At 73.5% G+C, this 26,400-nt stretch carries 23 protein-coding genes; 6 read left to right on the forward strand and 17 right to left on the reverse strand.

What is annotated here, in order from left to right; all coding sequences use genetic code 11:
• Nucleotides 1-274 precede the first annotated feature (274 nt).
• The 8 genes from ACWCP6_RS11415 to infC all read right to left on the reverse strand — a co-directional run bounded on the left by ACWCP6_RS11415 (nucleotide 275) and on the right by infC (nucleotide 9,538).
• Nucleotides 275-1,429, reverse strand: a complete 1,155-nt coding sequence (locus ACWCP6_RS11415) for a PP2C family protein-serine/threonine phosphatase (protein ID WP_450932149.1) — start codon at nucleotides 1,427-1,429, stop codon at nucleotides 275-277.
• A gap of 338 nt (nucleotides 1,430-1,767) precedes the next feature.
• Nucleotides 1,768-4,296 (reverse strand): phenylalanine--tRNA ligase subunit beta, encoded by a 2,529-nt coding sequence (gene pheT, locus ACWCP6_RS11420; RefSeq protein WP_450932150.1) that lies wholly within the window; start codon nucleotides 4,294-4,296, stop codon nucleotides 1,768-1,770.
• Complete coding sequence (pheS, locus tag ACWCP6_RS11425) at nucleotides 4,296-5,423, reverse strand: phenylalanine--tRNA ligase subunit alpha (RefSeq protein WP_450932151.1); 1,128 nt, start codon at nucleotides 5,421-5,423, stop codon at nucleotides 4,296-4,298. Before pheS ends, pheT begins: the two co-directional genes overlap by 1 nt.
• Before the next feature lie 272 nt (nucleotides 5,424-5,695).
• On the reverse strand, nucleotides 5,696-6,907 hold the full coding sequence (locus tag ACWCP6_RS11430; RefSeq protein ID WP_450932152.1) for an ATP-binding protein: 1,212 nt from the start codon (nucleotides 6,905-6,907) through the stop codon (nucleotides 5,696-5,698).
• 125 nt (nucleotides 6,908-7,032) lie between these two features.
• Nucleotides 7,033-7,884 carry a TrmH family RNA methyltransferase gene (locus tag ACWCP6_RS11435; protein WP_450932153.1) on the reverse strand — a complete coding sequence of 284 codons (852 nt, stop codon included), beginning with the start codon at nucleotides 7,882-7,884 and terminating at the stop codon, nucleotides 7,033-7,035.
• A 197-nt stretch (nucleotides 7,885-8,081) separates the two neighbouring features.
• Nucleotides 8,082-8,468: a 50S ribosomal protein L20 gene (rplT, locus tag ACWCP6_RS11440; protein WP_450932154.1), complete on the reverse strand. Its 387-nt coding sequence runs from the start codon at nucleotides 8,466-8,468 to the stop codon at nucleotides 8,082-8,084.
• Between the two features lie 105 nt (nucleotides 8,469-8,573).
• Nucleotides 8,574-8,768, reverse strand: coding sequence for a 50S ribosomal protein L35 (rpmI, locus tag ACWCP6_RS11445; protein ID WP_006607578.1), 195 nt, complete (start codon nucleotides 8,766-8,768; stop codon nucleotides 8,574-8,576).
• A 110-nt stretch (nucleotides 8,769-8,878) separates the two neighbouring features.
• The gene (gene infC / locus ACWCP6_RS11450) at nucleotides 8,879-9,538 is read right to left on the reverse strand and encodes a translation initiation factor IF-3 (protein ID WP_450932290.1); all 660 of its coding nucleotides are present in this window, start codon (nucleotides 9,536-9,538) and stop codon (nucleotides 8,879-8,881) included.
• 344 nt (nucleotides 9,539-9,882) lie between these two features.
• On the opposite strand from infC, the gene ACWCP6_RS11455 reads away from it, so the two are divergent.
• Nucleotides 9,883-10,281, forward strand: coding sequence for a DUF1844 domain-containing protein (locus tag ACWCP6_RS11455; protein ID WP_450932155.1), 399 nt, complete (start codon nucleotides 9,883-9,885; stop codon nucleotides 10,279-10,281).
• Nucleotides 10,282-10,294: 13 nt separating this feature from the next.
• On the opposite strand, the gene ACWCP6_RS11460 is transcribed toward ACWCP6_RS11455, so the two are convergent.
• Nucleotides 10,295-11,026 carry an SseB family protein gene (locus tag ACWCP6_RS11460; protein ID WP_450932156.1) on the reverse strand — a complete coding sequence of 244 codons (732 nt, stop codon included), beginning with the start codon at nucleotides 11,024-11,026 and terminating at the stop codon, nucleotides 10,295-10,297.
• A 171-nt stretch (nucleotides 11,027-11,197) separates the two neighbouring features.
• Between ACWCP6_RS11460 and ACWCP6_RS11465 the strand changes: the two genes are divergently transcribed.
• The gene (locus ACWCP6_RS11465; RefSeq protein WP_450932157.1) at nucleotides 11,198-11,923 is read left to right on the forward strand and encodes a serine hydrolase; all 726 of its coding nucleotides are present in this window, start codon (nucleotides 11,198-11,200) and stop codon (nucleotides 11,921-11,923) included.
• A 61-nt stretch (nucleotides 11,924-11,984) separates the two neighbouring features.
• Here the strand turns inward: ACWCP6_RS11465 and mycP are convergent, their stop codons facing one another.
• Together mycP and ACWCP6_RS11475 are read right to left on the reverse strand one after the other, a co-directional pair.
• The gene (mycP, locus tag ACWCP6_RS11470; protein WP_450932158.1) at nucleotides 11,985-13,169 is read right to left on the reverse strand and encodes a type VII secretion-associated serine protease mycosin; all 1,185 of its coding nucleotides are present in this window, start codon (nucleotides 13,167-13,169) and stop codon (nucleotides 11,985-11,987) included.
• Nucleotides 13,166-14,017, reverse strand: coding sequence for a hypothetical protein (locus tag ACWCP6_RS11475; RefSeq protein ID WP_450932159.1), 852 nt, complete (start codon nucleotides 14,015-14,017; stop codon nucleotides 13,166-13,168). The genes mycP and ACWCP6_RS11475 overlap by 4 nt, the downstream gene beginning before the upstream one ends.
• Before the next feature lie 1,186 nt (nucleotides 14,018-15,203).
• On the opposite strand from ACWCP6_RS11475, the gene ACWCP6_RS11480 reads away from it, so the two are divergent.
• Entirely contained in the window at nucleotides 15,204-16,406 is a 1,203-nt protein-coding gene (locus ACWCP6_RS11480) for an amino acid deaminase/aldolase (protein ID WP_450932160.1), read from the forward strand.
• Between the two features lie 46 nt (nucleotides 16,407-16,452).
• On the opposite strand, the gene ACWCP6_RS11485 is transcribed toward ACWCP6_RS11480, so the two are convergent.
• From ACWCP6_RS11485 to ACWCP6_RS11505, 5 genes are all read right to left on the reverse strand, one after another.
• Nucleotides 16,453-17,496: a DUF2510 domain-containing protein gene (locus ACWCP6_RS11485; protein ID WP_450932161.1), complete on the reverse strand. Its 1,044-nt coding sequence runs from the start codon at nucleotides 17,494-17,496 to the stop codon at nucleotides 16,453-16,455.
• Between the two features lie 112 nt (nucleotides 17,497-17,608).
• Nucleotides 17,609-19,006 (reverse strand): haloacid dehalogenase-like hydrolase, encoded by a 1,398-nt coding sequence (locus tag ACWCP6_RS11490; RefSeq protein WP_450932162.1) that lies wholly within the window; start codon nucleotides 19,004-19,006, stop codon nucleotides 17,609-17,611.
• A gap of 81 nt (nucleotides 19,007-19,087) precedes the next feature.
• Nucleotides 19,088-19,873, reverse strand: coding sequence for a 3-oxoacyl-ACP reductase (locus ACWCP6_RS11495; RefSeq protein ID WP_450932163.1), 786 nt, complete (start codon nucleotides 19,871-19,873; stop codon nucleotides 19,088-19,090).
• Between the two features lie 6 nt (nucleotides 19,874-19,879).
• Nucleotides 19,880-21,241, reverse strand: a complete 1,362-nt coding sequence (locus ACWCP6_RS11500) for an aldehyde dehydrogenase family protein (RefSeq protein WP_450932164.1) — start codon at nucleotides 21,239-21,241, stop codon at nucleotides 19,880-19,882.
• 145 nt (nucleotides 21,242-21,386) lie between these two features.
• The gene (locus tag ACWCP6_RS11505) at nucleotides 21,387-22,751 is read right to left on the reverse strand and encodes a glutamine synthetase family protein (protein ID WP_450932165.1); all 1,365 of its coding nucleotides are present in this window, start codon (nucleotides 22,749-22,751) and stop codon (nucleotides 21,387-21,389) included.
• 86 nt (nucleotides 22,752-22,837) lie between these two features.
• Here ACWCP6_RS11505 and ACWCP6_RS11510 point away from each other — a divergent pair, with 86 nt between their 5' ends.
• The 3 genes from ACWCP6_RS11510 to ACWCP6_RS11520 all read left to right on the forward strand — a co-directional run bounded on the left by ACWCP6_RS11510 (nucleotide 22,838) and on the right by ACWCP6_RS11520 (nucleotide 25,948).
• Nucleotides 22,838-23,575, forward strand: coding sequence for a FadR/GntR family transcriptional regulator (locus ACWCP6_RS11510; protein ID WP_450932166.1), 738 nt, complete (start codon nucleotides 22,838-22,840; stop codon nucleotides 23,573-23,575).
• A gap of 169 nt (nucleotides 23,576-23,744) precedes the next feature.
• Nucleotides 23,745-25,202: an ethanolamine permease gene (gene eat / locus ACWCP6_RS11515; protein ID WP_450932167.1), complete on the forward strand. Its 1,458-nt coding sequence runs from the start codon at nucleotides 23,745-23,747 to the stop codon at nucleotides 25,200-25,202.
• A gap of 26 nt (nucleotides 25,203-25,228) precedes the next feature.
• Nucleotides 25,229-25,948: a gamma-glutamyl-gamma-aminobutyrate hydrolase family protein gene (locus ACWCP6_RS11520; protein WP_450932168.1), complete on the forward strand. Its 720-nt coding sequence runs from the start codon at nucleotides 25,229-25,231 to the stop codon at nucleotides 25,946-25,948.
• 33 nt (nucleotides 25,949-25,981) lie between these two features.
• On the opposite strand, the gene ACWCP6_RS11525 is transcribed toward ACWCP6_RS11520, so the two are convergent.
• Nucleotides 25,982-26,266 (reverse strand): hypothetical protein, encoded by a 285-nt coding sequence (locus tag ACWCP6_RS11525; RefSeq protein WP_450932169.1) that lies wholly within the window; start codon nucleotides 26,264-26,266, stop codon nucleotides 25,982-25,984.
• Nucleotides 26,267-26,400: the final 134 nt, after the last annotated feature.

A 26,400-nucleotide genomic window follows, 5' to 3' on the forward strand; every position in this document is an offset into this window, starting at 1 on the left:
TTGAGCCGGTTGACTGAAATACCTCGTAAGAGGCCGGCCGGGCCGCCGGCTCCCCCTCATGCAGTGCGGCGGCCCCGCCTCCGCGCCGTCCGCCCGGGCTGCCTGCCCAGTTCTTCGCGGCAGGGCGGACGGCGCCCGTCCCCGAAGGCGCCCGCGAGGCCCTGGGGGACGTACGCCCGCGCGGCCTCAGGGCGTATGTCCCCCTTGGGGGTTCTCCCGGGGCCGGGCGTCGCCGGGCGCAGACAGGAGGCCGACAACGGGCCTACGGCAGCCCTTATCCCGCCTTGCGGGCCGGGCCGGGCAGCAGCTCGCCCTGCTCCAGGGGCACGCGTCTGCGGTCGTTGCGCAGCACCAGCAGGGCGGCGTCGTCGGAGGGCTGACCGTCGGTGTGGCGCAGGAGTTGGGCGTGCACCCGCCGGATGACACCGTGCGGGGACAGGGGATGGGCCCGTACCGCGTCGACCAGCGCCGAGCGCAGGGGAAAGAACCGCCCGCGCGCGTCCCGGGCGTCCTCGGCGCCGTCGGTGTGCACGAACAGCGCCTGACCGGGCAGCAGGGTGCCGCAGTCCCTGAGGGCCGGCTCGGCGGGCAGCGGAAAGAGGCCGAGCGGTGGCATGGGCTCCCCGCCGGGCACCGGTTCGACGAGCGGGTCCGCACCACCCGGCTCGGCCGGGCCGAGACAGGTGGAGGATTCGGCGGGCGCCGCGGGTTCGGGCTGCCGGTACAGATACGGCCACGGATGGCCGCAGTTGAGCGCGGTCATCGTGCCGTCGCGGTCGATCTGCATCAGCAGCACGGTCACGAATTCCTCCGCCACCGGCGTCTCCGGCTCGGCGTCCGCTGCCGGCGGGCGCCCGGCACGGCAGCGTTCGCGCAGATGACGCTCGTGGGCCCGCTCCAACCGGCGCAGTACGCCGACGAGTTCGGGCTCGTCGTGCGCGGCCTCGCGGAAGCTGCCGAGCAGGGCGGCGACGGTCGCGAGCGCGGGCAGCCCGTGGCCGCGCACGTCCCCCATGACGACCCGGACTCCGTGGTCGGTGGCCACCACGTCGTACAGGTCGCCGCCCACCCTCGCGCCCCGGTCGGCGGAGAGCTGTCCCGCGGCGACCGTGAGGTCGTCGACACGCGGCGGCGGCGGCCTCAGCAGGACGTCCTGAGCGGCTCCCGCGACCCGCCGCAGCTGCCGCATCTCACGCAGCAGCGCGCCACGGACGTGCAGCACGAGACCGGTGCCCACGGCGAAGAAGACGGCGCTGCTGGCGATGCGGGCATCGAGGCCGTTCTGCTGCGCGAGGGGGCAGGCCAGTTTGTACGTGATCGCGACGGCGCCCCAGGCGAGGGGCGGCCCGAGTGTGAGGGCACGCCGCGCTCGCCGTGGTCCGAGCGCGGCCCCCCACGGGATGCGGCCTGTCGCGTCCCGGCGGAGCATCCTCGAACGGAGAGCGGGACGCGGCCCGGCGCGGGGCCGTGACCCGGGAACGGCCCCATCCCTGATACCGATCATGCCGATGGTCCCCCTCAGGCACGTGGCCGGGGCTCCGGTTCCCCGGCCGGTTCGATTCTGTCGAGCACCTGCCGGGGGCGGGAAGGATCATCCGGAGTCCTCACCCGAATGAGTGAGGTGAGGGGGGAGTGCCGGATGTGCCTCCCGAGGCCTACCGGGACTCCGCCCCGTGTGGCTCCGTATGGGCGAAGGGGCGTACCCGGTGGTCCGGATACGCCCCTCGGCAGGCGCTCCCGGGCGACTGCGCCCCGGGAGCCGTGGGCTCACGCCCCGCGCAGCACCGCCCCGGTGCGCTCGGCGGCGAGGGCGACGGCGGTGTCGCGGGCCGCGGAGGCCTCCTCGACGGTCAGCGTGCGGTCGGCGGCACGGAAGCGCAGCGCGTACGCGAGCGACTTCTTGCCCGCGCCGATCTGCTCACCGGTGAACACGTCGAACAGACGGATGGACTCGAGCAGTTCGCCCGCGCCCTCGCGCAGCACCTTCTCGACCTCGGCGGCCGGGACGGAGGCGTCGACGACGAGCGCGACGTCCTGCGTGGCGACCGGGAAGGTGGAGATGCTCGGCCCGCGCACCGGTCCGGTGCCCGCCGCCTCGACGGCGTCCAGGTCGATCTCCGCCGCGCAGGTGCGCGCCGGCAGGCCCAGCGTCTTGAGGACGCCGGGGTGCAGCTCACCCGCGTGCCCGACGACGCACTCGGTGCCGTCCACGACGACGGCGAGCTCGGCACAGCGGCCCGGGTGCCACGGCCCGTACTGGCCCGCGCGCACGATCAGCTCGGCACCGGCCTCACGGGCGACGGTCCGCGCCGCCTCGACGGCGTCGGCCCAGTCGCCGGGGCGGCCCTTGCCCCACCAGCCGGCCTGCTCGCGGGCGCCCGCGAGCACCACGGCGACGTGCCGTGGCTGGACGGGGAGCGCGCCGGCGAGGCCCGCGATCTCCTCGTCGGTGGGCCGCCGGTGCACGGCGAGGCGCACCGCGACGCGCTGCTCGTCGCGCGGGTGGAAGACCAGGCCGGTCTCGAACAGCGCGAGGTCGTGGGAGCCACGGCCGTCGTTGCGGCGCAGCGCGGCCAGCAGGCCGGGCAGCAGCGTCGTACGGAGCGCGGGCTCCTCGTCGGAGAGCGGGTTGACCAGCTTCACGACCCGGCGGTTCGGGTCGTCGGCCGCGAGGCCGAGCTGGTCGAAGACCTGCTCGCCGATGAACGGGTAGGTCGGCGCCTCGACGTATCCGGCACCGGCCAGTGCGCGGCCGACCCGGCGGTGCAGCAGCTGGCGCTCGGTGAGACCGCGGCCCGATGGGGGCTTCGGCAGCGTCGAGGGCAGGTTCTCGTAGCCCTCCAGCCGGATGACCTCTTCGGCCAGGTCGTTCGGGTCGGTCAGGTCGGGCCGCCAGGACGGCACCGTGACGACCAGCTCGTCCTGGCCGTAGACGTCGCAGCCGACCTGCTGGAGGCGGCGGACGACGGTCTCCCGGCCGTAGGCGACGCCCGCGACCTTGTCGGGGTGGTCGGCCGGGATGGTGATGGTGCGGGGCGCGGACGGCGCGATCACCTCGGTGACGCCGGCCTCGGCGGTACCGCCCGCGAGCAGCACGAGGAGGTCCACGGTCCGCTGGGCGGCGGCGGAGGCGGCCAGCGGGTCGACACCGCGCTCGAAGCGCTTGGACGCCTCGGAGGCCAGCTTGTGGCGGCGCGCGGTGCGGGCGATGGAGACCGCGTCGAAGTGCGCGGCCTCGACGACCACCTCGGTGGTGCCGGTGATCTCGCCGGTCTCCGGGTCCGTGACGGAGTCGGCGATCTCGGTGTTGGCGCCACCCATCACGCCCGCCAGGCCGATGGGGCCGCGGTCGTCGGTGATGACCAGGTCGCCCGCGTCGAGGACGCGCTGGACGCCGTCGAGGGTGGTGAACTTCTCGCCCTGCTCGGCGCGGCGCACGCCGATGGTGCCCTGGACGCGCGAGCGGTCGTAGGCGTGCAGGGGCTGGCCGAGCTCCAGCATCACGTAGTTGGTGATGTCGACCGCGAGCGAGACCGGGCGCATCCCGGCCTTCTGCAGCCGGCGCTTCAGCCAGATCGGGGACTTGGCCTCCGGGTCGATGCCCGTGACGGTGCGCGCGACGAAGCGGTCGCAGCCGGCCGGGTCGGCGACCTGCACCGGGTAGCCGTACGCGTTCGGGCCCGGTACGTCGAGCAGCGCCGGGTCGCGCAGCGGCAGGCCGTAGGCGATCGCGGCCTCGCGGGCCACGCCGCGCAGCGACAGGCAGTAGCCGCGGTCGGGCGTGACGGCGATGTCGAGGACCTCGTCGACCAGCTCGAGCAGCTCGATCGCGTCGATGCCGACCTCGATCTCGGGCGGCAGCACGATGATGCCCTTGGTGCCGTCGTCGCCCATGTTCAGCTCGTCGCTGGAGCAGATCATGCCGCGGGACATCCGGCCGTAGGTCTTGCGCTCGGCGATGTGGAAGTCGCCGGGCAGGGTCGCGCCCGGGAGGGCCACGACGACCTTGTCGCCGACGGCGAAGTTCCGCGCGCCGCAGATGATCTCCTGGGGCTCACCGGTGCCGTTGGCCTGGCCGACGTCGACGGTGCAGTGGCGGATGGGCTTCTTGAACTCGGTGAGTTCCTCGATGGTCAGCACCCGGCCGACGGCGAGGGGGCCCTTGAGGTCGGCGCCGAGCCGCTCGACGCTCTCGACCTCCAGACCCGCCGAAATCAGCTGGGCCTGCACATCACGGCCGGTCTCGGTGGCGGGGAGGTCGACATACTCCCGCAGCCAGGAAAGCGGGACCCGCATCAGATCTCCATCCCGAAAGGCCGGGTGAAGCGGACGTCACCCTCGACCATGTCTCGCATGTCCTCGATGTTGTGGCGGAACATCAGCATCCGCTCGATGCCGAACCCGAAGGCGAAGCCGCTGTACTTCTCCGGGTCGACACCGCAGGCGACGAGCACCCGCGGGTTGACCATGCCGCAGCCGCCGAGCTCGATCCAGCCCTCGCTGGAGCAGGTGCGGCAGGGCCGGTCGGGGTTGCCCACGGACTCGCCCTTGCACACGTAGCAGAGCATGTCCATCTCGGCGGACGGCTCGGTGAAGGGGAAGTAGTTGGGACGCAGCCGGGTCTTCATGTCCGGGCCGAAGAGCGACTGGACCATGTGGTCGAGGGTGCCCTTGAGGTCGGCCATGGTCAGGCCCTCGTCGACGGCCAGCAGCTCGATCTGGTGGAAGACCGGGGTGTGCGTGGCGTCCAGCTCGTCGGTGCGGTACACCCGGCCGGGGGCGACGATGTAGACGGGGGGCTCACGGTCGAGCAGCGCACGGGCCTGCACCGGCGAGGTGTGGGTGCGCAGCACGACTCCGGAGTCACTGCCCTCGAAGCCCTCGGGGCCCTGGACGAAGAACGTGTCCTGCATCTGGCGGGCCGGGTGGTCGGGCGTGAAGTTGAGGGCGTCGAAGTTGAACCACTCGGCCTCGACCTCGGGGCCCTCGGCGATCTCGTAGCCCATGGCCACGAAGACGTCCGCGACGCGCTCCTGGAAGGTCGTCAGCGGGTGGCGGGCGCCGGCCGGGGTGCGGTCGTAGGGAAGCGTGACGTCCACGGCCTCCTCGACGAGCACACGGGCGTCGCGCTCGGCCTCCAGTTCGGCCTGTCGGGCCGCGAAGGCCTTGTTGACGGCGCCGCGGGCCTGGCCGACGCGCTTGCCGGCCTCGGCCTTGGCGTGCGGGGGCAGTGCGCCGATCTCGCGGTTGGCGAGGGCCAGCGGGGACGTGCCGCCGCTGTGGGCGACCTTGGCCTCCTGGAGCTGGTCGAGGTCGCCGGCGGCCGCGAAGGCGGCGAGCGCCTCGTCCCGCATGCGCTCGATCTCTTCCGGTTTCAGTGCCTCGACCTCAACAGGGTCGTACGACTTGTTCGGTGCCGACATCTCTTCCCGTGCTTCCGATTGGCTGGCTGAGGGTCCCCGTCGGGGGTTCCCCGTCCCGGCTCGTGGGCGAGGGCGTCCCTGGAACCTCGTACGAGGCCGCAAAGGTGCCAAAGGTCGAGTCTAACGGGGTACGACGGGTCGAACGGGCCCGTGGTCCGCAGGGCGGACAGGTGCGACGGAGCCCGTGGTCCGCGGGGCGGGTGCTCGGACGGGGATCGGCCCGTGGTCCGCGGCGCGGAGGAGGTCCGGGGAGCCCGTGACCGACGCAGGCGCTACTGGAGATACGCCGGGGCCGCCACGGGCAACGTAAATCGGAACTCGGCGCCGCCCGAGTGCCCGCGCCCGACGGTGATCGAGCCGCCGTGGGCCTCGACGATGCCCTTCACGATGTACAGGCCCAGGCCGGTGCCACCGCGCTTGCTGCCCCGCCAGAAGCGGGTGAAGACACGGCCCATCGACTCCTCGGGGATGCCGGGGCCTTCGTCGCTCACGGTGACTGCCGTTCCTTCCGCCTGGTTCTTGAGGCGCGTGGGCGCCACCTCGATGGTGACGGTTCCCGCGCCGTGCCGCACCGCATTTTCCAGCAGGTTGCTGAGCACCTGGTCGATCTTGTCGGGGTCGGCCCAGAGGTCGGGGAGCGGCTGCTGCACCTGCACCAGGAAGCGGTCGGCGGCCTGTCCGGCGGCGACGTGGGCCTGGACGTGGCGGCCGACGGCGGCCCCGATGTCGACGGGCTGGCGCCGCACCTCCAGCCGCCCCGAGTCGATCCGGGAGATGTCCAGGAGCTCGGCGATGAGCCGGGTGACCCGGTCGGCGTCGGCGTCGACGGTCTCCAGCATCAGCCGCTTCTGGTCGTCCGTGAACCGCTCCCACTTGGCGAGCAGGGTAGCCGTGAAGCCCTTGACGGACGTGAGGGGCGAACGCAGTTCGTGGGCGACGGTGGCGATCAGCTCGGCGTGGCTGCGCTCGGTGCGGCGGCGTGCCTCGGTGTCACGGAGCGACACCACGACCCGGCGGACGGGCCCGGTGGGCCGGGCGCGGACGTACCGCGCGGACACCAGCACCTCATGGCCGCCTGGCAGCAGCAGGTTCCGCTCGGGCTGGCCGCCCCGGGTGGCGAGTCCGCCGTACGGATCGGTGAGCTGCCACCAGCGGCGGCCTTCGAGGTCCTCCAGGGGCAGCGCGCGCTCCAGCGGCCTGCCGATGGCCTCGGCCGGGGTGAGGGCGGTGATACGGGAGGCGGCGCGGTTGAAGCAGATGACGTGGCCGGTTTCGTCGGCCACGACCAGGCCGTCGGGCAGGTCGTCCGGGTCGACGGCGGGTTCGGCGCCGCCGGGCGCGACGGTCCCGGGCCGGCCGGCCTCGGTTCCGGCGTCGCACGGCCGGTCCCCGGAGGGCTCGGCGGCCCCCGGCTCGGCCGTCCCGGCGGGAGGACGCGCGCCGTCCGTCATGGCGTCCCGTGTTCCGCTGGTGCCGACAGACATATCCCCGTACCCCACCTCTCGAACCGGTGCAGTGGGCTCCCCGAGCCCGTCACCCTACTAGTCGTCGGTGACGGACGACCAGTCGCCGGTGACGGAGAGAAACCTTTCGGCCCCGGTGCGTACCGCTACCGGACGGCGCGGCAGCCTCCGGATGCACGCTGGGCCCGGGCGGAGGCGTAGAGACATACGGCGGCGGCGGTCGCGAGGTTCAGGCTCTCGGCGCTGCCGTGGATCGGCACCCGCACGACGGCGTCGGCGAGCGCCCGAGTCTCCTCCGGCAGCCCCCATGCCTCGTTCCCGAACACCCAGGCGGTGGGGCCGCCCATGGTGCCCCGGTCGAGTTCGGTGTCGAGGTCGTGGCGGCCGGCGCCGTCGGCCGCGAGGATCCGCACCCCCGCCGCCTTGAGTCCTTCGACGGCCCGCTCGACGGGTACGCCCACGGCGACGGGCAGGTGGAAGTGCGACCCGACGGAGGCCCGTACGGCCTTGGGGTTGTACAGGTCGACGGAGGCGTCGGTGAGCACCACGGCCTCCGCGCCCGCGGCGTCGGCGCAGCGCAGCACGGTTCCGGCGTTGCCCGGGTCCCGGACGTTGGCGAGCACGGCCACGAGCTTCGGCCGGGCCGCGAGGATGTCGTCGAAGGGCGTGTCGAGGAAGCGGCACACACCGACGAGCCCCTGCGGGGTGACCGTGGTCGAGATGTCGGCGATGACGTCCTCGGCCGCGAGGTGCACCCGCGCGCCGGCGGTCCGTGCCGCGCCGACGATGTCGGCGTACCGCTCGGCGGCCTCGACGGTCGCGAACAGCTCCACGAGCGTGGCCCCGTCGCCGGCCCGGTGGCCCGCGGCCTCCCGCACGGCCTGCGGCCCCTCGGCGAGGAACAGGCGCTCCTTGCTCCGGAAGTTCCGCTTGGCGAGCCGCCGCGCTGCGGACACACGAGCGGAGCGCGGGGAGATCAGCTCGGGGAGGGCGGCCATGGACTCACTTTCGTCTACGGGTGGGGTGCCGGACAGGACCGGGGTACACGGGCCCGGGCCGTCGGATCGTTCCCGGGTACGCGGGCCCGGGCCGTCCGACATTCCCGAGGTACGCGGGCCGGGACGCACGCGGACCCGCAGGCACGGTGGCCTGCGGGTCCGGGTTCAGCCGATCCGGGGCTGGCGAGCCGTCAGGCTCAGGCGGCAGCCTTGGGAGCGTTGACGTCGCTCGGCAGCGCCTTCTGCGCGACCTCGACCAGCGCGGCGAACGCGGTGCCGTCGTTCACGGCGAGCTCGGCGAGGATCTTGCGGTCGACCTCGACACCCGCGGCCTTCAGGCCCTGGATGAAGCGGTTGTAGGTGATGCCGTTGGCGCGGGCAGCGGCGTTGATGCGCTGGATCCACAGCTGACGGAAGTCGCCCTTGCGCTTCTTGCGGTCGTTGTAGTTGTAGACGAGGGAGTGGGTGACCTGCTCCTTCGCCTTGCGGTACAGGCGCGAACGCTGACCGCGGTAACCGCTGGCCTGCTCGAGGATCGCCCGGCGCTTCTTGTGGGCGTTGACTGCCCGCTTGACGCGTGCCACTTGATTAACTCCTTGTAGCGGGGCCGTGGGGGTCCACACACGGCCCGGAATTCGATTGGGTCCCGGTCCTGCGTCGCGTCGCCCCCGTCACCGGGGGCCGCGACGTCACTTGCCGAGAAGCTTCTTGATCTTCGCGGCGTCGCCCGGGGCCATCTCGGCGTTGCCGGTGAGGCGACGCGTCACACGGGACGACTTGTGCTCGAGCAGGTGGCGCTTGCCGGCGCGCTCGCGGAGCACCTTGCCGGAGCCGGTGATCTTGAAGCGCTTGCTGGCACCGCTGTGCGTCTTGTTCTTCGGCATAGCGCCGTTCTCTCCTCGTCGGTGGCGCTCCGATGCCCGGCCTTGCAACCGGGCATGTTGGAGCGTCGCTCTTGTATCGGTTACGTCCTGGGGACTCGCGTCCCCCGGGATCACGCCTCGGCGGAAGCCTCGGCGGGGGCCTCAACAGGGGCCTCGGCGTCCTCGGCCTCGGCGGCGTTCTGCGAACGGCCGGGGTTGGCCTTCGCTTCGGCCTTGCGGGCCTCCTGCGCCTGGCGGGCCTCGGCCATCGCCTCGGTCTTCTTCTTGTGCGGACCGAGAACCATGATCATGTTGCGCCCGTCCTGCTTCGGGTTCGACTCCACGAACCCGAGGTCCTGGACGTCCTCCGCGAGCCGCTGGAGCAGCCGGTAGCCCAGCTCGGGCCGGGACTGCTCGCGACCACGGAACATGATCGTGATCTTGACCTTGTCGCCCTGCTTGAGGAACCGGACGACGTGACCCTTCTTGGTGTCATAGTCGTGCGGGTCGATCTTCGGCCGGAGCTTCATCTCCTTGATGACCGTGTGCGCCTGGTTCTTGCGCGCCTCACGGGCCTTCATGGCCGACTCGTACTTGAACTTCCCGTAGTCCATGAGCTTGCAGACCGGCGGACGGGCGTTCGCCGCCACCTCGACCAGGTCGAGGTCGTACTCCTGCGCAAGCTCCAGGGCCTTGGCAAGCGGAACAATCCCGACCTGCTCGCCGCTGGGACCGACAAGTCGCACCTCGGGAACGCGAATCCGGTCGTTGATGCGGGGCTCGGCGCTGATGGATCCTCCTCGGTAGCACCACGCGACGCCTGGGTGGCGGTCGCGCACTGTCTGTATTGAGACCTAACCGCGCCGGTGCACAAAAAACGCCCCGGGACGATCACAGGCGGGGCTCCTCGCAAAATACCGGGAGCACCACGCGTGGCCGCGGGGCGCATATCGGGCGAACCCGCTCGGGGCGGGACGCCTGACCGGTGACCCGCCACCCCATTGGGCGGCCAGGTGGGAGTTCGGAGCCTCCACTTGTGGGCCGGGCACATACGTATCCGGCCGGTCGTCACCCAAGGTTAGCAGCTCCCGGGGGGTGGGGCTAACCGGCGGCGCGGACGCATATCGTGTCCGGCATGAGTGACACCACCCCCGCCGGCCCGTCCCCCGCCGGTACCCCCGCGGATCCCTCCGCCGATTCCCCCGACTTCGACAGCATGACCCGCGACATCGCCGACGTCCCCGCGGTCGAGGTGATCACGACCGTTGCGGTGCATCTGATGAGCGCGGCCGCGGTCAACCTGGGCCTCGCCGAGGACGGCGACCAGCACAAGGACCTGGACGAGGCGCGCAAGCTGATCCAGGCCCTGGCGGGTCTGATCGACGCGAGCGCGACCGAGATCAGTTCCTTCCACGCGGCCCCCCTGCGGGACGGTCTGAAGTCCCTGCAGCTGGCGTTCCGCGAGGCGTCGGTGGTGAAGGACGAGCCGGGCCAGGGCCCGGGTGAGAAGTACACGGGCCCGGTCTTCGGCTGACCGCGCACGGAGGTCAGTCCCGTACGTACAAGGGCTCGCCCGGTGGCGTCGCCCCGGCCGGCAGCAGCGCCAGGTCGAGGCCGCGCACCAGGCGGGCCCTCAGCGTTTCGTCCGCCGCAAGCGCCTCGGCGACCCGCCGGGCGGCCTCGGCGGGCTCGGTGCCGGGGGCGAGCACGAGGGCGAGGGTGCCGTCGGCGGTGCCGGGGCCGAGGTGGGCACGCACGACCGCGGGTTCGGCGGCCACGGCGGCGCGCACGGCCGCGGTGACGGCCGGGTCGGCGAGCGGGTCGCTGCTCGTGCGGCCTTCGGCGAGGGCCAGCAGGGCGGGGCCGGTGAGCTCGTAGGGCACCGGGCCCGCGAGGTCCAGGACGATCGTGTCGGCCTTCTCGTGGGCGGCGGCCTGGAGGGCCTGGTGCAGCGGTACGGCGACGGGGCGGGCCTGCGGGTCCCACAGGGCGAGCGCGTCGGTCGAGGTGAAGGCGGGCAGGGCGGTGCGGTGGCCGGCCTTCAGCGTCGGCACGGCCATGTCGCTGGTCTTCTCCCTGCGCAGCCCGTTCTCGTCCTCCTCGACCTCACCGAGCACGGCGACGACGGGGACGAGGAGCCGGGCGTCCTTGAGGGCCTCGAGGACACGGGGCTCGGCGCTGCGGTCCTCGGCCCAGGCGGTGAGCGCCGCGCTCAGCCGGGGATCGGCCGAGCCGTCGTCGTCGGAGAAGCCGGGGTCGGGAATGTTCTTGTTCGCCACGGTCCACGACCTTACCCAGCGCCGGAGGCGGGTCCGGATCGCGGTGTCCCCGGTCCCTCGGTCCTCGTAGGCTGCTCAGCGGTGCCGGGCCCACGCCCGCCCGGCCGCACCGACGACACCGGGCCGGCCCCGCCGCCGGAACCGGCCCGGAGCGAGGAGGCGAGAGACCCCGTGGACGCCGACGATCTGCTCGCCGACGCCCTGGCGGACATCCTGCCGGAGGCGCCCGTGCGGCTGTCCGTGGCGATCGTCGACCTGGACGCGCCGGGGAGCGGCGCGGCGGCGTACGGCGGCGGCGACGGGACCCACGACACCGCGAGCATCGTCAAGGTCGACATCCTGGCGGCGCTGCTGCTCCAGGCCCAGGACGCGGGGCGGCGGCTCACGGCGCAGGAGCGGGCCCACGCATCGGCGATGATCGAGACCAGCGACAACGCGTCCGCGACCGCGCTGTGGCACGCGATCGGCGGCGCCGACGGGCTCGACTCGGCGAACGCCCGGCTAGGCCTGACCCGGACACGGGGCGGCGGGAACGGGCTGTGGGGCCTGACCCAGACCACGGCGAAGGACCAGGTGGCCCTGCTGCGGGCCGTGTTCGGGTCCGACCCGGTGCTGAGCGAGACCTCGCGGACCTGTGTCCGACAGCTGATGGGGCGTGTCGCGACCGGGCAGGACTGGGGCGTGTCGGCAGCCGGCGGGTCCGGTCGGGCCCTGAAGAACGGCTGGCTGCGGCGCAGCACCACCGGCCTCTGGGTCGTCAACAGCGTCGGCCGGGTGACGGTGGACGGCCACCGCCTCCTCCTCGCCGTCCTGTCCGCCGGCAACGCCTCCCTGGCCGAGGGGATCGCTACGGTGGAGGCGGCGGCGCAGGTGGCCGCGGGTGCCTTCACACGGTGACGGCGCGTCCGTGGCTCCCGGCTCCGACGGGGTCCGCGGCAGTGCGGCCGTGGCCGGGCGGTCAGCCGAGGCGTCGCCGGTGGCGGCCCCGCCACAGGACGACCGCCGCGGCGAGCAGGACCGCGCCGGCGCCTCCGGCCAGGGGTCCGGCCCATGCGGTGCTCGGGGTGTCCGCGGGCGTGTCCGGGCCCGGGCCGAAGTACTTCCTGCCGTACGAGGCGGGGCGCAGCTCGTCCGGCTTCAGCGTGCCGCCCTCCCGGATGGCGGCGGCGGGGTCGATGAAGCCGAAGCCGCGTGAGTCGTCCCGGCCGCCGTCGGGGGCGTTGCGGGCGGTCTTCTCCAGGAGCCGTTTGATCTGGGCGGGGTCGAGTCCGGGGTGGGCGGCGCGGATCAGCGCGACGGCACCGGAGACGTAGGCGGACGCGGCGCTGGTGCCCCATCCCTGGTAGTAGCGGTGGTCGGGGTCGACGAGCACGACGTCGTCCCCGGGTGCGCTGACGGTGGCGTACCAGCGGCGGGTGGAGAAGGACGCGCGGGTGCCGAAGCGGTCGACGGCGGTGGCGGCGATGACGCCGGGATAGGCGGCGGGGTAGGAGATGTGGTCGCCCTTCTCGCCGCCGTTGCCGGCGGAGGCGACGACGACGGCGCCCTTCTTGAGGGCGTACTGGACAGCCGCGTCCTCCAGGGGCTCCGGGTGTGCGGATGCGGAGTCGTCGCCGAGGGAGAGGTTGATGACGTCCGCACCGTGGTCGGCGGCCCAGCGGATGCCGTCGGCGAGCGCTCCGCCCCTGCTCTCGCGGGCTCGTTTGCGGGCCGGGTCGCCGTCCTCGAGGATCACCCGGACCGGCAGGATCCTCGCCTCGGGGGCGATGCCGATGACCCCGTCGTCGTGGCCGGGGCCGTGACCGTGCCCGGCGATGATGCCCGCCATGGCCGTTCCGTGCCGCGCCCAGGGACGGTCGCCGCGGCGAGCGCCGAAGCCGACGAGGTCCTTCCCCGGCAGGACGTTGCCCTGGAGGTCGGGGTGCCGGTCGTCGACACCGGTGTCGAGGACAGCGACCGTGATGCCCTTGCCCTTGGTGGTCTTCCAGGCCTGCTGGGCGTGCAGGGCCTGCAGGGCCCACTCCTGGGCGCGTATCCCGTCGGCGTGCGCCGCGGTGGGCGGTACGAGGGCGAGCGCGGCGGCTCCCAGGGCTGCCGCGACGGCGCGTGCGGCACGGCGTCGCGGGGACCGGGTGGACGTCATCGGGGCTGCTCCGTGGCGGCGTCGACGGTTCTGCGCAGGCCCCGCTCGATGCGGTCGGCGAGGCCCTGCGCCTCATTGCCGAGGCCTGCCTGGGCGGGGGCCGTGGTGGCGCCGGCCGCCATGGCATCGGCGGCGGGCTGCGGTTCCGTGACGGTGCGTCCGTCGGCCCAGCCGGAGACGGCGTAGACGACGACGGGGGCGTCGGTGAGCACGGACACCGTCCAGGACGCGCGCTGGGCGTCCCCGAATCCGGCGGCGAGTGTGCCCTTGGCGGCGTAGGGCCGGGGCATCAGATCGGTGCGCCGGTCCAGGCGTTCCGCGGAGAACTGCTTGCGCAGCGCCGTCATGGCGTCGCCGTCGGCCTTGGTGAACAGCAGGCCGACGGTGGTGACATGGCTCCGGGTCGCGTCGGTGTAGGTGGCACGGAGCAGGCGCAGACAGCCGACGGGGGCGAGCGCCTTGCGCAGCAGCGGGTCGAAGGCGTGCGCGCAGCCGGTGTCAGGGGCGACGGCGATCCGTGTCCAGGTCCGGTCGGCTCCGCCGGGACCGGCACCGTCGCCGTGCACGACGGGCGGGAAGAGGCGGTCGACGGGAATGTTGTGCCAGAGGGCCGCGGCGGTCGCGAAGGAGCCCTGGGGTCCCGCGGCCGCGGAACTGTCCCCGGTCAGCCAACTGCCGGTCACCGCGCCGCCGATCAGTCCGAGCCCCAGCACCACGCAGGCGGCCGCCGCCGCCGCCCGCGGGCGCACGCCGACCGGCCGCAGCCTGGTGGTGCTGTCGTCGAACATCTCGGGCCGCGCGAACGCGACGAACGGCCGTCCGGCGCCGGGCCGGGGCGACAGGTCCACGGCACCTGCCGTCCACCCGGCGGTGGGGCCACCGGGAGGCATGGGCGGCACGGCCGGTGCGGAGGGTGGCGTGGCCGGCTCGGGGGGCGTGGCCGCGCCGGGCTGCGCGGCCGGCTGCGGCCGGGCGGACGGCACCGGGGGCACGGCGGGCACGGGCCGGGCGGGCACCGCCGGCATCGGCCGTGTCGGGGGCGGTCCTCCCTGGGCCCGCTCCGGCGGCGTCGACGGCCTCGGCGGCGTAGCCGTGTCGGGCGGGGTCGCCGGCCTCGGCGGAGCCGACGGCGGCCCCGCGTGCGGCGGCCGGGCCGGGCGCGTCGGGACGTCGGGGCGGTGCGCGCCGTCGGGCGCGCCCGGGGGCGTGGCGTCGGGGCGCGGGCCGGTGCCACCGGCGCCCGCCGGTCCGGCCGCCCGGCCCTTGCCGAGCGGGGCGCGGTCGTGGCTGCCACGGGAGTTCGCGCGCGCGACCGGGCGCACGGAGCCGGCGTCCGTGGGACCGGTGGAACCGGCCGACGGGGCGGGCGTGCGGGGTACGGTCCGGCGCGCGGAGGCATCGGGCCCGTCGGTGCGCCCCGCGGGTGCGCCCGGTCCGCCCTGCCCGGCGGTGCCGATCCGCGCGGATCCGGCCTGCGTCGGCGGTCCGTCGGGGAAGCGGGCCGATGCGGCCGGGGGCGGCGGCGAGACGGGGTGGGTCGGGGCCGGGAAGGAGGAGTGGCGGGGCTGGCTCGGGACGCCCGCGGGTCGGGACGGGGCCGGGAAGGACGAGGGCCGGGGCACGGCCCCGGAGGGCTCGCGGCGGGACGCGTTCGCCTCGGGGAGCGGGGGGAGTTCGCCCGCCCGGTCCGCGGACGCGGGAGCCTGGTCCTTCACAAACTCCTCACGCGCCGGAGCCGTCTGCGCCGCCCGTGCGGGGTGACGGGGCGGGAGTGAGGGGTGGCGGGAGTGTGCGGTCATACGGCCCCCCGATTTCCTCGTAGCCCCGAATGCGCTGGATACGCGCGCGTCACACCGTGGCACGCGGGGCCGTCAGAGCCTCGCGTGCGCGTCACTCTACGGGCTGATGCAGGTCGCTCGGCAACCCTCCCCCGAGCTCTCGGCTCTGCTCGGGCAGGGGGCACTCCCATCGGCCCGGCGATCTGCCCGGATCATCCCCCTACCCTGCGGTAATCGGGTCTGGCAGGCTGCGGCCATGACTGCCCGAGCCGCCGACCGGGCCCGCTACGACCGGGCCACCGCTCATCTCGACGCCCCCGTCGCGATCGTGGATCTGGAGGCCTTCGACGCCAACGCGGACGACGTGGTCCGCCGGGCCGGAGGGAAGCCGGTCCGGATCGCCAGCAAGTCCGTGCGCTGCCGTGCGCTGCTGGAACGCGTCCTGGCGCGCGACGGCTTCGCGGGGATCATGTCGTTCACGCTCGCCGAGTCGATCTGGCTGGCCCGGTCCGGCTTCGACGACGTCCTGCTCGCCTATCCGTCGGCCGACCGCAAGGGGTTCGCCGAGCTGACCGCCGACCCGAAGCTCGCCGCCGCCGTGACCGTGATGGTCGACGACCCCGCACAGCTGCGGCTCATCGACGCCGCACGGGAGGGCGGCCGCGAAGAGGTCCGTGTCTGCCTGGAGTTGGACACGGCGCTGAAGCTGTTCGGGGGGCGCGTGCGGGTCGGGGCTCGGCGCTCGCCGCTGCACTCCCCCGCCCGGCTCGCCGACCTGGCCCGCAGCGTGGCCCGCACTCCGGGCTTCCGGCTGGTCGGGGTCATGGCCTACGAGGGGCACATCGCGGGCGTGGGCGACGCCGTGCCTGGGCGGCCCGTGCGGTCCCGGGCGATCCGGCTGATGCAGTCCGCGGCGCGCAGGGAGCTCGCGGTGCGCCGGGCGGAGGCGGTCCGGGCGGTGCGCTCGGTCGCGCCGGACCTGGAGTTCGTCAACGGCGGCGGCACCGGCAGCGTGCAGCACACGGCCGCCGAGGAAGCGGTGACGGAGATAGCCGCCGGGTCGGGGCTGTACGTGCCACGGCTGTTCGACAACTACACGTCGTTCTCGGGCCGTCCGGCCGCCCTGTTCGCGCAGCCCGTCGTACGGCGGCCCGGCGTCGGCGTCGTCACGGTGCTGGGCGGCGGCTACCCCGCCTCGGGCGCCGCGGGCCCCGACCGGCTGCCCGTGCCGTATCTCCCCGAGGGACTGCGGTACGACCCTCAGGAGGGCGCCGGCGAGGTGCAGACGCCGCTGCTCGGCCCGCCCGCGGACGACCTGCTGATCGGTGACAAGGTGTGGTTCCGGCATGCCAAGGCGGGCGAGCTGTGCGAACGGTTCGACGTGCTGCACCTCGTCGAGGGCGAGACGGTGACGGCGAGCGTCGCGACGTACCGCGGGGAGGGCCGTACGTTCCTGTAGACCGTGCGTCCGTCCGTTCCGCAGACCATGCGTCCGTACGCGCGGGCTAGCTCGACGGGCTGAGGCTGCTGCCCACGCCGCCGTACTTCCCCGCGTCGCCCACCGGGCGGATCCCCTCGGCGATCCTGTCCATGTCGGACAGCGGGGGTCCTGCGGAGCCGGCGTCGAAGGCGAAGCGCACCATGACCATCGACTCGGACCCGACGCTCGACGGGAACGCGAGCGACTCGACGTAACCGCCGGGCCCCGCACCGGTCCTGACGCGCCAGCGGACGAGGTAGCCGGCGCGGCCCCCGACCGCGACGCCGCCCGCCTTGACCTGCTCGTGCGAGGTGATCCCGTCGAAGGGCTCCGCGCCGATGGAGTCCGTACCGAAGGCCTTGTCCGCCGCGGCGGAGATGTCCTTGGTGGCGAGGACCTTGGCGGACGTGCTGTTGCTCGACGTCACGGTGGCCGAGATGACCCGGCCGTGCCGGCAGACGCCTCCGTCGCCGCCCTGGCCGGGGCAGTCGTAGGTGTCGGGGGTCTCCAGGACGGTGCCGTCGCCGAGGCCGTCCTTGGAGACCTCCCAGCCGGGCAGCACCGGGAAGGTGATGCCGTTGAGCTCGTCGACCGCGATGTGCGGGTCGGCGGTGGCGGACGTCGTTTCGGAGGGCGTGGCGCTGTGCGTGTCAGCCGGCGTGGACGGCGACGACGTGGTGGTCCTGGCCGGTGACGTGCCGTCGTCGCTGCCGAGGAAGACGACGCCGGTCACGATGGACGCGACGAGGACGACGCCCGCGACCGTGAGTGCCACGGCCTTGGCGCGCCCTGACCCCCCGCCGGCCCCGGACCCGGCGGGTCCGAAGCCACCGCCCGGACCGAAGCCGTCACCCTGGCCGAAACCGCCACCCGGACCGAAGCCACCGCCCTGGCCGAAGCCACCGCCCTGGGCGGACGCCGGGCCGGGGCCGAACCCCTGCTGCGCCACCGGGCCCTGGGCGCCCTCGGGCGTACGCCGGTGCTCGGTCCACGCGCTGCCGTCCCACCAGCGTTCGGTGGCGGGGGTGGACGGATCCGGGTACCAGCCGGGCGGGGGCGACATGCTCATGGCCCGGCACTCTAGGCGGTGCACCGGGGGCGTCGTCCACCGGCTTCCCGCTCGCCGTGCGGACGGCGCGGACGGCGCGGGCGGCGCGGCGGGTACGGCGGTGCGGCCCGTGTCAGTACACGGTGTCCGCCCGGTCGGGCACGACGGAGCCGTCCTCGCGCAGGACGGGCCCCCTGCTCCCGTCGGGCGCGTTGTACGCGCTCGTCGCACACGGATAGGGGTCGGGCCTGCGCGGCATCGGTGCGACGAACATCGGGTTGACCAGCCAGCGGCCGTCGGCGTCGTCGTAGGCCCGGCACATGACCTCGGGCTTGTTGCGGTTGAGGACGAGGTGCGCCCCGGTGGCGTCGCCGACGAACGTCACGTCGGTGTCGGCGTCCCCGGCGCCGAGCGCGATGCGCCGCGTCCAGGGCTGCTTCCGCCAGGCCGCGGCGCCCCGCACCCCGTAGATCTCCTGGTTGATCCAGCAGCGCTTGCCGTCGATGTACGGGATCGCCTCGCCCCGGCTCTCCGGCACGTCGCCGCAGCCCTGGTTGCGGGTGGTGATGCGTCCGTGTCGGTCGAGGACGGACCGGATGGCGATGGTGTGCTTCCGGTCGATGCCGACCCCGCCCGACCACACCTCGGTGACCGGTTCGGATCCGGCCGAGACGATATACACGTCGAAGCCGGCCTTCCGGAGCGTGCGGATGAGGTCGCGCTGCTGGTCGTAGTAGCGCACGTAGGCGGGAATGGTGTGGGTGCCGACCGTCAGGGTGCTGCCGATGGGCGCGGCGAGCGCCCGGGTGCGGGCCCGCGCGGCGTACGAGGAGAGTTCGGCGACCGTGCGGCCGGCGAACAGCTGGGGGACCCAGGCGTACTGGGGCACCGTGCGCCGGTGGTTCCAGCCGCCGGCGAACCCGGCGGCACCGCTCATGGTGCGGCCGTTCTCGCGCATCTCCCAGATCTCGTCGGTGCAGCGGGTGTCGGCGGAGGTGGGCAGCGGTGCGCCGACGGGCACGGAGGTGCCGCAGGCCGAGGTGAGCGCGGTGTCCGCGGCATCGGTGAGCCACCTGCTGGTGTCCTTCCAGCTCTTCGGCCGGAGGATCTTGTCGTGCTGGAGGGCCCAGGCGAGGGTGGCGTCGGTGACGTCGTTCTTGGTGACGGTGTTGTCCCAGTCGAAGGCGGCGACGGGATGGCCGCCCGCCCACGGGGGTCCCCCCTGCTCGTGGGGGTCCCCCTGCTCGAGCGAAGTCGAGAGCGTGGGGGAGGGTCCGAGTGCACCGGGGCGGCTCCCGGGCCCCGGGCCGGCGGCGGGGCGGGCGCATCTGCCCCGCTCGTCGATGACCTGCTGGAGCCGGGCGCGGTTGTCGCCGTACCAGGCGTGCTTCGTCGACAGCTGCGGGCAGGAGTGCCGTCCGGCGGCCGTCGGGGCGGGGGCGGCCGTGGCGGCGGCCGCGGGATGGACGGGCCCGGCCACCAGGGCGGCGGCCGCGGCCAGGGTCAGCGCGAAGACGTGTCCGTTACGCATGGTTGAGGGACCGTACCCGAATCCTCCCCCGGTGATGAGGCCTTCGTCGGCCGTGTCAGGATCCGGGTACGGCGTTCCTGGCTACAGGGGCGTGACGTACGCCCCCGAGATGCCGCCGTCGACGAGGAAGTCGGTGGCGTTGACGAACGACGAGTCGTCGCTGGCCAGGAACGCGACCGCGGCGGCGATCTCCTCGGCCTCGGCGAAGCGCCCGACGGGGATGTGCACGAGGCGGCGCGCGGCCCGCTCCGGGTCCTTGGCGAACAGCTCCTGGAGGAGCGGGGTGTTGACCGGTCCCGGGCAGAGCGCGTTGACGCGGATCCCCTCGCGGGCGAACTGGACGCCGAGTTCGCGCGACATGGCGAGCACACCGCCCTTGGAGGCCGTGTACGAGATCTGGGACGTCGCCGCGCCCATCCGCGCCACGAAGGACGCGGTGTTGATGATGGAGCCCTTGCCCTGACGCTGCATGTAGGGGATGGCGGCCTTGCAGCACAGGTACACCGAGGTCAGATTGACCTCCTGGACGCGCTTCCAGGCCTCGAGGCCCGTCTCCAGGATCGAGTCGTCGTCGGGCGGCGAGATGCCCGCGTTGTTGAAGGCGACGTCGACGGAGCCGTAGGTGTCGTACGCGGTCCTGAAGAGCGCCTCGACCTGCTCGGCGTCGGTGACGTCGACCTGGACGAAGGTCCCGCCGACCTCCTCGGCCGCGGCCTTGCCCGCGGTCTCGTCGATGTCGCCGCAGACGACGTTCGCGCCCTCGGCGGCGAGGCGGCGCGCGGCGGCGAGGCCGATGCCGCTGCCGGCGCCGGTGACGACGGCGGTGCGGCCGACGAGACGGCGGCAGACGGTGGTGGTGTCGGTCATGAGTGGTCAGGCCTCCGTACTGATGAAGACGTTCTTGGTTTCGGTGAAGGCGGTGAGCGCGTCCGGTCCGAGCTCGCGGCCGAGACCCGACTGCCGGTAGCCCCCGAAGGGGGTCCAGTAGCGCACGCTGGAGTGGGAGTTGACGGAGAGGTTCCCGGCGGCGACGGCGCCGGAGACGCGCAGCGCCCGGCCCACGTCCCGGGTCCAGATCGACCCGGACAGGCCGTAGTCGGTCGCGTTGGCGAGCCGCACCGCGTCGGCCTCGTCCTCGAAGGGCAGGACGACGGCGACCGGTCCGAAGACCTCTTCGGCGGCGACGGGGGCGGCGGGATCGACGTCGGTGACGACCGTCGGCGGGAACCAGAAGCCGGGGCCGTCGGGCGCGGTGCCGGTGATCGTCTTCAGGTCGTCGGTGACGTAGGACCGTACGCGCTCCAGCTGGACCCGGGAGATCAGCGGACCCATCTGGGTGCGCTCGTCGGACGGGTCCCCCACGACGACGGACCCGACGGCGGGCACGAGCAGGTCGAGGAAGCGGTCGTACACGGAGCGCTGTACGAGGATGCGGGTGCGGGCGCAGCAGTCCTGGCCCGAGTTGTCGAGGAACGACATGGGCGTGGCAGCGGCGGCGGCCTCGATGTCGGCGTCGGCGAAGACGATGTTGGGGCTCTTGCCGCCGAGTTCGAGCGTCAGCCGCTTCACGCGGTCCGCGCAGCGGGCCATGATCTGCTTGCCGACCCGGGTGGACCCGGTGAACACGATCTTGGCGACGCCGGGGTGCTCGACGAGGGCGTTCCCCGCGACGGGTCCGGCGCCGGGCAGCACCTGGAAGAGGTGTTCGGGAAGGCCTGCCTCCAGGGCGAGTTCGGCGAGCCGCAGGGCCGTCAGAGGGGTCGTCTCGGCGGGCTTGAGGACGACTGCGTTGCCGGCCGCGAGGGCCGGGGCGGTGCCCCAGGCGGCGATCGGCATCGGGAAGTTCCAGGGCGCGATGACGCCGATGACGCCGAGTGGTTCGAGGATCGTGATGTCGAGGCCGCCGGGGACGGGGATCTGCCGGCCGGACAGCCGCTCCACTCCCCCGGCCGCGTAGTCGAGCAGATCGCGGACGTTGCCGGCCTCCCAGCGGGCGTTGCCGATGACGTGTCCGGCCTCGCGGACCTCCAGCCGGGCGAGTTCCTCGATGTGCTCGTCGACCACCACGGCGAACCGGCGCAGCAGCCGGGCCCGGTCGGCGGGGGCGAGGGCGGCCCAGCGGGCCTGGGCGGCGGCCGCCCGGGCGACGGCCGCGTCGACGTCCTCGAGGGTGGCGGCCGGGACGGTCGCGATGACGTCCTCGGTCGCCGGGTTCAGTACCTGGTGCTCGTGCACGTGCGTGTCCTTGTCCTCGTGCTCGGGGTCCCGTGGCGGGGTCCTCGTACCGGGCCCCCGCGTGCCGGGGCCCTCCTCCTGGGGCTCCTCGTACCGGGCGGCCGCGCCGTCGTACGCCGTGCGGGTGCGGACGACGGACGCGGGCTCACATGCGTTCGAAGGAGCGGCGCAGTTCCCAGTCGGTGACCGCGGCGTCGAAGGCCTCGAGTTCGACGCGCGCCATGTTGCGGTAGTGCGCGACGACCTCGTCGCCGAAGGCCGCCTTGGCGATGGCGCTGGTCTCCCACAGCTCGGCGGCCTCGCGCAGCGTGGTGGGGACGTGCTCGTACTCGGAGGTGTAGGCGTTGCCCGCGCACGCCTCGGGCAGCTCCAGCTTGTTCTCGATGCCGTAGAGACCCGCCGCGACCAGCCCGGCGACCGCGAGGTGCGGGTTGACGTCGCCGCCCGGGAGGCGGTTCTCGAACCGCATGGAGCGGCCGTGACCGACGACCCGCAGGGCGCAGGTGCGGTTGTCCCAGCCCCAGGCGACGGCGGTCGGCGCGAAGGAGCCGGGCTGGAACCGCTTGTACGAGTTGATGTTGGGGGCGTAGAGCAGCGAGAAGTCGCGCAGCGCGGCGAGCTGTCCGGCGAGGAAGTGGCGCATGACCTCGGACATGCCTCCGGGGCCCTCACCCGCCATGACATTGCGTCCGTCGGCGTCGGCGAGGCTGAGGTGGATGTGGCAGGAGTTGCCCTCGCGCTCGTTGTACTTGGCCATGAAGGTGAGCGAGACACCCTCCTGCGCGGCGATCTCCTTGGCGCCGGTCTTGTAGATGGCGTGCTGGTCGCAGGTGACCAGGGCCTCGTCGTAGCGGAAGGCGATCTCGTGCTGGCCGAGGTTGCACTCGCCCTTGGCGGACTCGACGGTCAGGCCCGCGGCGCCCATCTCGTTGCGGATCCGGCGCAGCAGGGGTTCGATGCGGCCGGTGCCGAGGACCGAGTAGTCGATGTTGTACTGGTTGGCCGGGGTGAGGTCGCGGTAGCCCGCGTCCCAGGCCTTCTCGTAGGAGTCCTTGAAGACGATGAACTCGAGTTCGGTGCCGACCCGCGCGCTGTAGCCGAGTTCGGCGAGCCGGTCCAGCTGGCGGCGCAGGATCTGGCGGGGGGCGGCGGCCACGGGCGAGCCGTCGTTCCAGGCGAGGTCGGCGATGAGCATGGCCGTGCCCTCGTTCCACGGCACGCGCCGCAGTGTGCTGAGGTCGGGGTGCATGGCGAAGTCGCCGTACCCGCGGTCCCAGGAGGACATCTCGTAGCCGTCGACGGTGTTCATCTCGGCGTCGACGGCGAGAAGGTAGTTGCAGCCCTCCGTGCCGTGTTCGAGGACTTCGTCGAGGAAGAAGCGTGCGGCGAACCGCTTGCCCTGCAGCCGCCCTTGCATATCGGGGAAGGCCAGGACGACAGTGTCGATCTCGCCGCTCGCGACGAGGGCGTGCAGTTCCTCGACGGCGAGCGGGGGTGTGCGGTCTGCCACGGGAAGGCTCCTTCGGGCTTCTTCGGTCAGCCGGGTGGCCATAAGGTATTGCGGAGAACCATTGCTTGGGAAGGGGGTGCGGCCGGATGTCGTCGCAGACGTCGTCCCCGGACGCCGGGGACCGGCTCGGTCCGGTGCTGCGGCCGGTGCGGGCGGGGAACGGGTTCGAGGAGGCCCTGGAGCAGATCCTCCAGGTCGTACGGCTCGGCCTGGTGCCCGGTGGCGAGCGGCTGCCGTCGGAGCGGGAGCTGGCGGACCGGCTCGGCATCAGCCGGGTGACGCTGCGCGAGGTGCTGAAGGTCCTCCAGGACCAGGGCCTCGTGGAGTCCCGGCGCGGCCGCTACGGCGGAACGTTCGTACTGCCCAGGACCGGCGGGTCCGGCGAGGAGGAGCTGCGCCGCCGGGTCGCCGAGGTGGACATCGAGGACGTGCTGCGCTTCCGCGAGGTGCTGGAGGTGGGCGCGGCGGGGCTGTGCGCCGCGCACGGCCTCACCGACGAGCAGGCGGGCCGGCTCCGGGACGCCCTCGCGCAGACGCACGACGCGCCGCTGGCGGACTACCGGCGGCTGGACACACTGCTGCACCTGACGCTCGCCGAGCTGTCCGGCTCGCCGACCCTGACGGCGCAGTACGCGGCGGTGCGGGCGACCGTGAACGACCTGCTCGACTGCATCCCGCTGCTGGTGCGGAACCTGGAGCATTCGCAGCGCCAGCACACCGCCCTGGTCGAGGCGGTGCTCGACGGGGACGCGGACGGCGCACGGGAGATGATGCGCGAGCACTGCGGGGGTACGGCGGCCCTGCTCAGGGGCTTCCTGACATGAGCGGCCGGCCGCGCGGGGCGCGGCCCGCCGGCGCCCCGGCGGGACCGATTGCGGCGGAGCGGTTTACCGCGACGTAACCTCGGGGTCTTGATTTCCCGGCGCACCCAACGCAAAGGTATGGATCTGTTCCATTGAGCCGCGTCCGCCGCCCCCTGGGGAGAGCTGTGCCATGACCCTGGAAACCGCCCGAGAACCCTCCGCCGGTCCGTCGGACGACGCCGCTGACGACTATCTCGAACGCAGAACCCTCCGCCGGGGCAGCGCCGGCTGGCTCCTGCTCACCGGCCTCGGCGTCGCCTATGTCGTCTCCGGGGACTACTCCGGCTGGAACTTCGGCCTCGCACAGGGCGGATTCGGCGGTCTCGCGATCGCGATGGCCCTCATGGGCGTCATGTACGCGTGCATGGTGTTCTCGCTGGCCGAGCTGTCGTCGGTGCTGCCGACCGCGGGCGGCGGCTACGGGTTCGCGCGACGCGCGCTCGGCCCGTGGGGCGGATTCCTCACGGGCACCGCGATCCTGATCGAGTACGTCCTCGCGCCGGCCGCGATCTCCCTGTTCATCGGCGACTACGTCGAGTCGCTGGGCCTGTTCGGCCTGACGTCGGGCTGGCCGGTGTACCTGGCGTGCTTCGTGGTGTTCATCGGCATCCATCTCTGGGGCGTCGGTGAGGCGCTGCGGTTCAGCTTCGTCGTGACCGGGGTGGCGGTGGCGGCCCTGCTCGTCTTCGCCGTCGGCGCGCTCGCCCACTTCGACGCGGGCAGGCTGAACGACATCGCGGTGGACCGCTCCGCCTTCGGAGCGAGCGCGTGGCTGCCGATGGGACTGCTCGGCATCTGGGCGGCCTTCCCGTTCGGGATGTGGTTCTTCCTCGGGGTCGAGGGGGTTCCGCTCGCGGCCGAGGAGACGAAGGACCCGGCGCACACACTGCCCCGGGCGATCCGGTGGTCGATGGGCATCCTCGCGGTGCTGGCCGTGGTGACGTTCGTGGCCGCGGCGGGGGCGCGCGGCTCGGCCGCGATCCAGGACGCGGGCAACCCGCTGGTCGAGGCCCTGCAGCCGGACGGCCGGGCGACGGCCCTCGGCCGCGTCGTCAACTACGCGGGCCTGGCGGGCCTGGTCGCCTCCTTCTTCTCCCTCATCTACGCCGGCTCCCGGCAGCTCTTCGCCCTGTCGCGGGCGGGGTACCTACCGCGCTTCCTGTCCCTCACGAGCCGCCGCAAGGCGCCGTACCTGGGGCTCCTGGTGCCGGGCGCGATCGGCTTCACGCTGGCCGCGGCGACCGGGGACGGCGCACGGATGCTGAACGTGGCGGTGTTCGGCGCGACGATCTCGTACGCCCTGATGTCCCTGTCGCACATCGTGCTGCGCCGCCGCGAGCCGGGCCTCGAGCGGCCGTACCGTACCCCGGGCGGGGTGCTGACCTCGTCGGTGGCGCTGGTGCTGGCGTGCGCCGCGCTCCTGGCGACGTTCCTGGTGGATGTGACGGCGGCGCTGATCGCGCTCGCGGTGTACGTGGTCGCCATCGCGTACTTCGGTCTGTACAGCCGCAGACATCTGGTGGCGAAGGCGCCCGAGGAGGAGTTCGCCGCGCTGGCCGCGGCCGAGGCGGAGCTGGACCGCGCGTGAGCGCGCGGGCCGGGAAGGAGCACAGGGTGAGCAGGCCGTTGATCGGCGTCAGCACGTATCTGGAGTCCCGGGCGGCCTGGGGGGTGTGGGAGCTGCCCGCGGCCCTGCTGCCCGCGGGATATCCGCGCCTGGTGCAGGCCGCGGGCGGGCTCGCGGCCATGCTGCCGCCGGACGAGCCCGCGCATGCGACGGAGGCGGTGGCCCGGCTCGACGGGCTGGTGATCGCCGGCGGACCCGACGTGGAGCCGGCGCGCTACGGCGCGGAGCGCGATCCGCGCACCGGGCCTCCCGCCCAGGAGCGGGACGCGTGGGAACTCGCCCTGATCAGGGCCGCCCTGGACTCGGGCACGCCGCTCCTCGGCATCTGCCGGGGCATGCAGCTGCTGAACGTCGCCCTGGGCGGCACGCTGACCCAGCACCTCGACGGCCACACCGACGGCGTGGGCGTCTTCGGTGCGCATCCGGTGATCCCGGTGCCGGGCACCCGGTACGCCTCCGTCGTCCCCGAGGAGACGTCCGTCCCGACCTATCACCACCAGTCGGTCGCCCGCCTGGCCCCGCCGCTCGTCGCCTCCGCGCACGCCGCCGACGGCACGGTCGAGGCGGTCGAACTGCCCGGCGCCCCCTGGGTCCTGGGCGTGCAGTGGCATCCGGAGATGGGCGAGGACCTGCGGGTGATGACGGCCCTGGTGGAGTCCGCCGCCGGGCGGCCCGTGGGCCTGGGACGCGGTTCCGGGCGGGAATGACCGACGCTCACGTCACCGCGGGGTGCCCGACGGTCACTGCGCGAGGACGAAGGCGTCGATCCAGTCGTTGACGGCCACGCGGTCGATCGCCGCTTCGTGCTCCGTCCGCTCCGCCACGGCCGTGGCGGCCAGCGCACGGTTGGTCACCCACATACGGATCTCCAGGGCGGTCACCGGATCGAGACGCCCCTGCTCGCGCCAGCGTGCGTGGGCGGGGTGCAGGATCGTCGGGCCACCGCTGCGGTGGGCGTGGACGGAGTCCTGCACGGCATCGAAGTAGTGGTCGATGACCAGCCTGGTCCGCTGCTCTGCGTTCATCGGAGCCTCCCAGAACGCCGTGATGTCTCAGGCTGCGCCGGGGACACCGGCCGACGGGAGGGCCGATCGGCCCAATGCCGTGAGCCGGGCGGGCACAGCCCGGCACGGCGCACGGGCCGGGTGGGCCCGGCCTG

This window comes from Streptomyces sp. NPDC002004 (assembly GCF_053593975.1).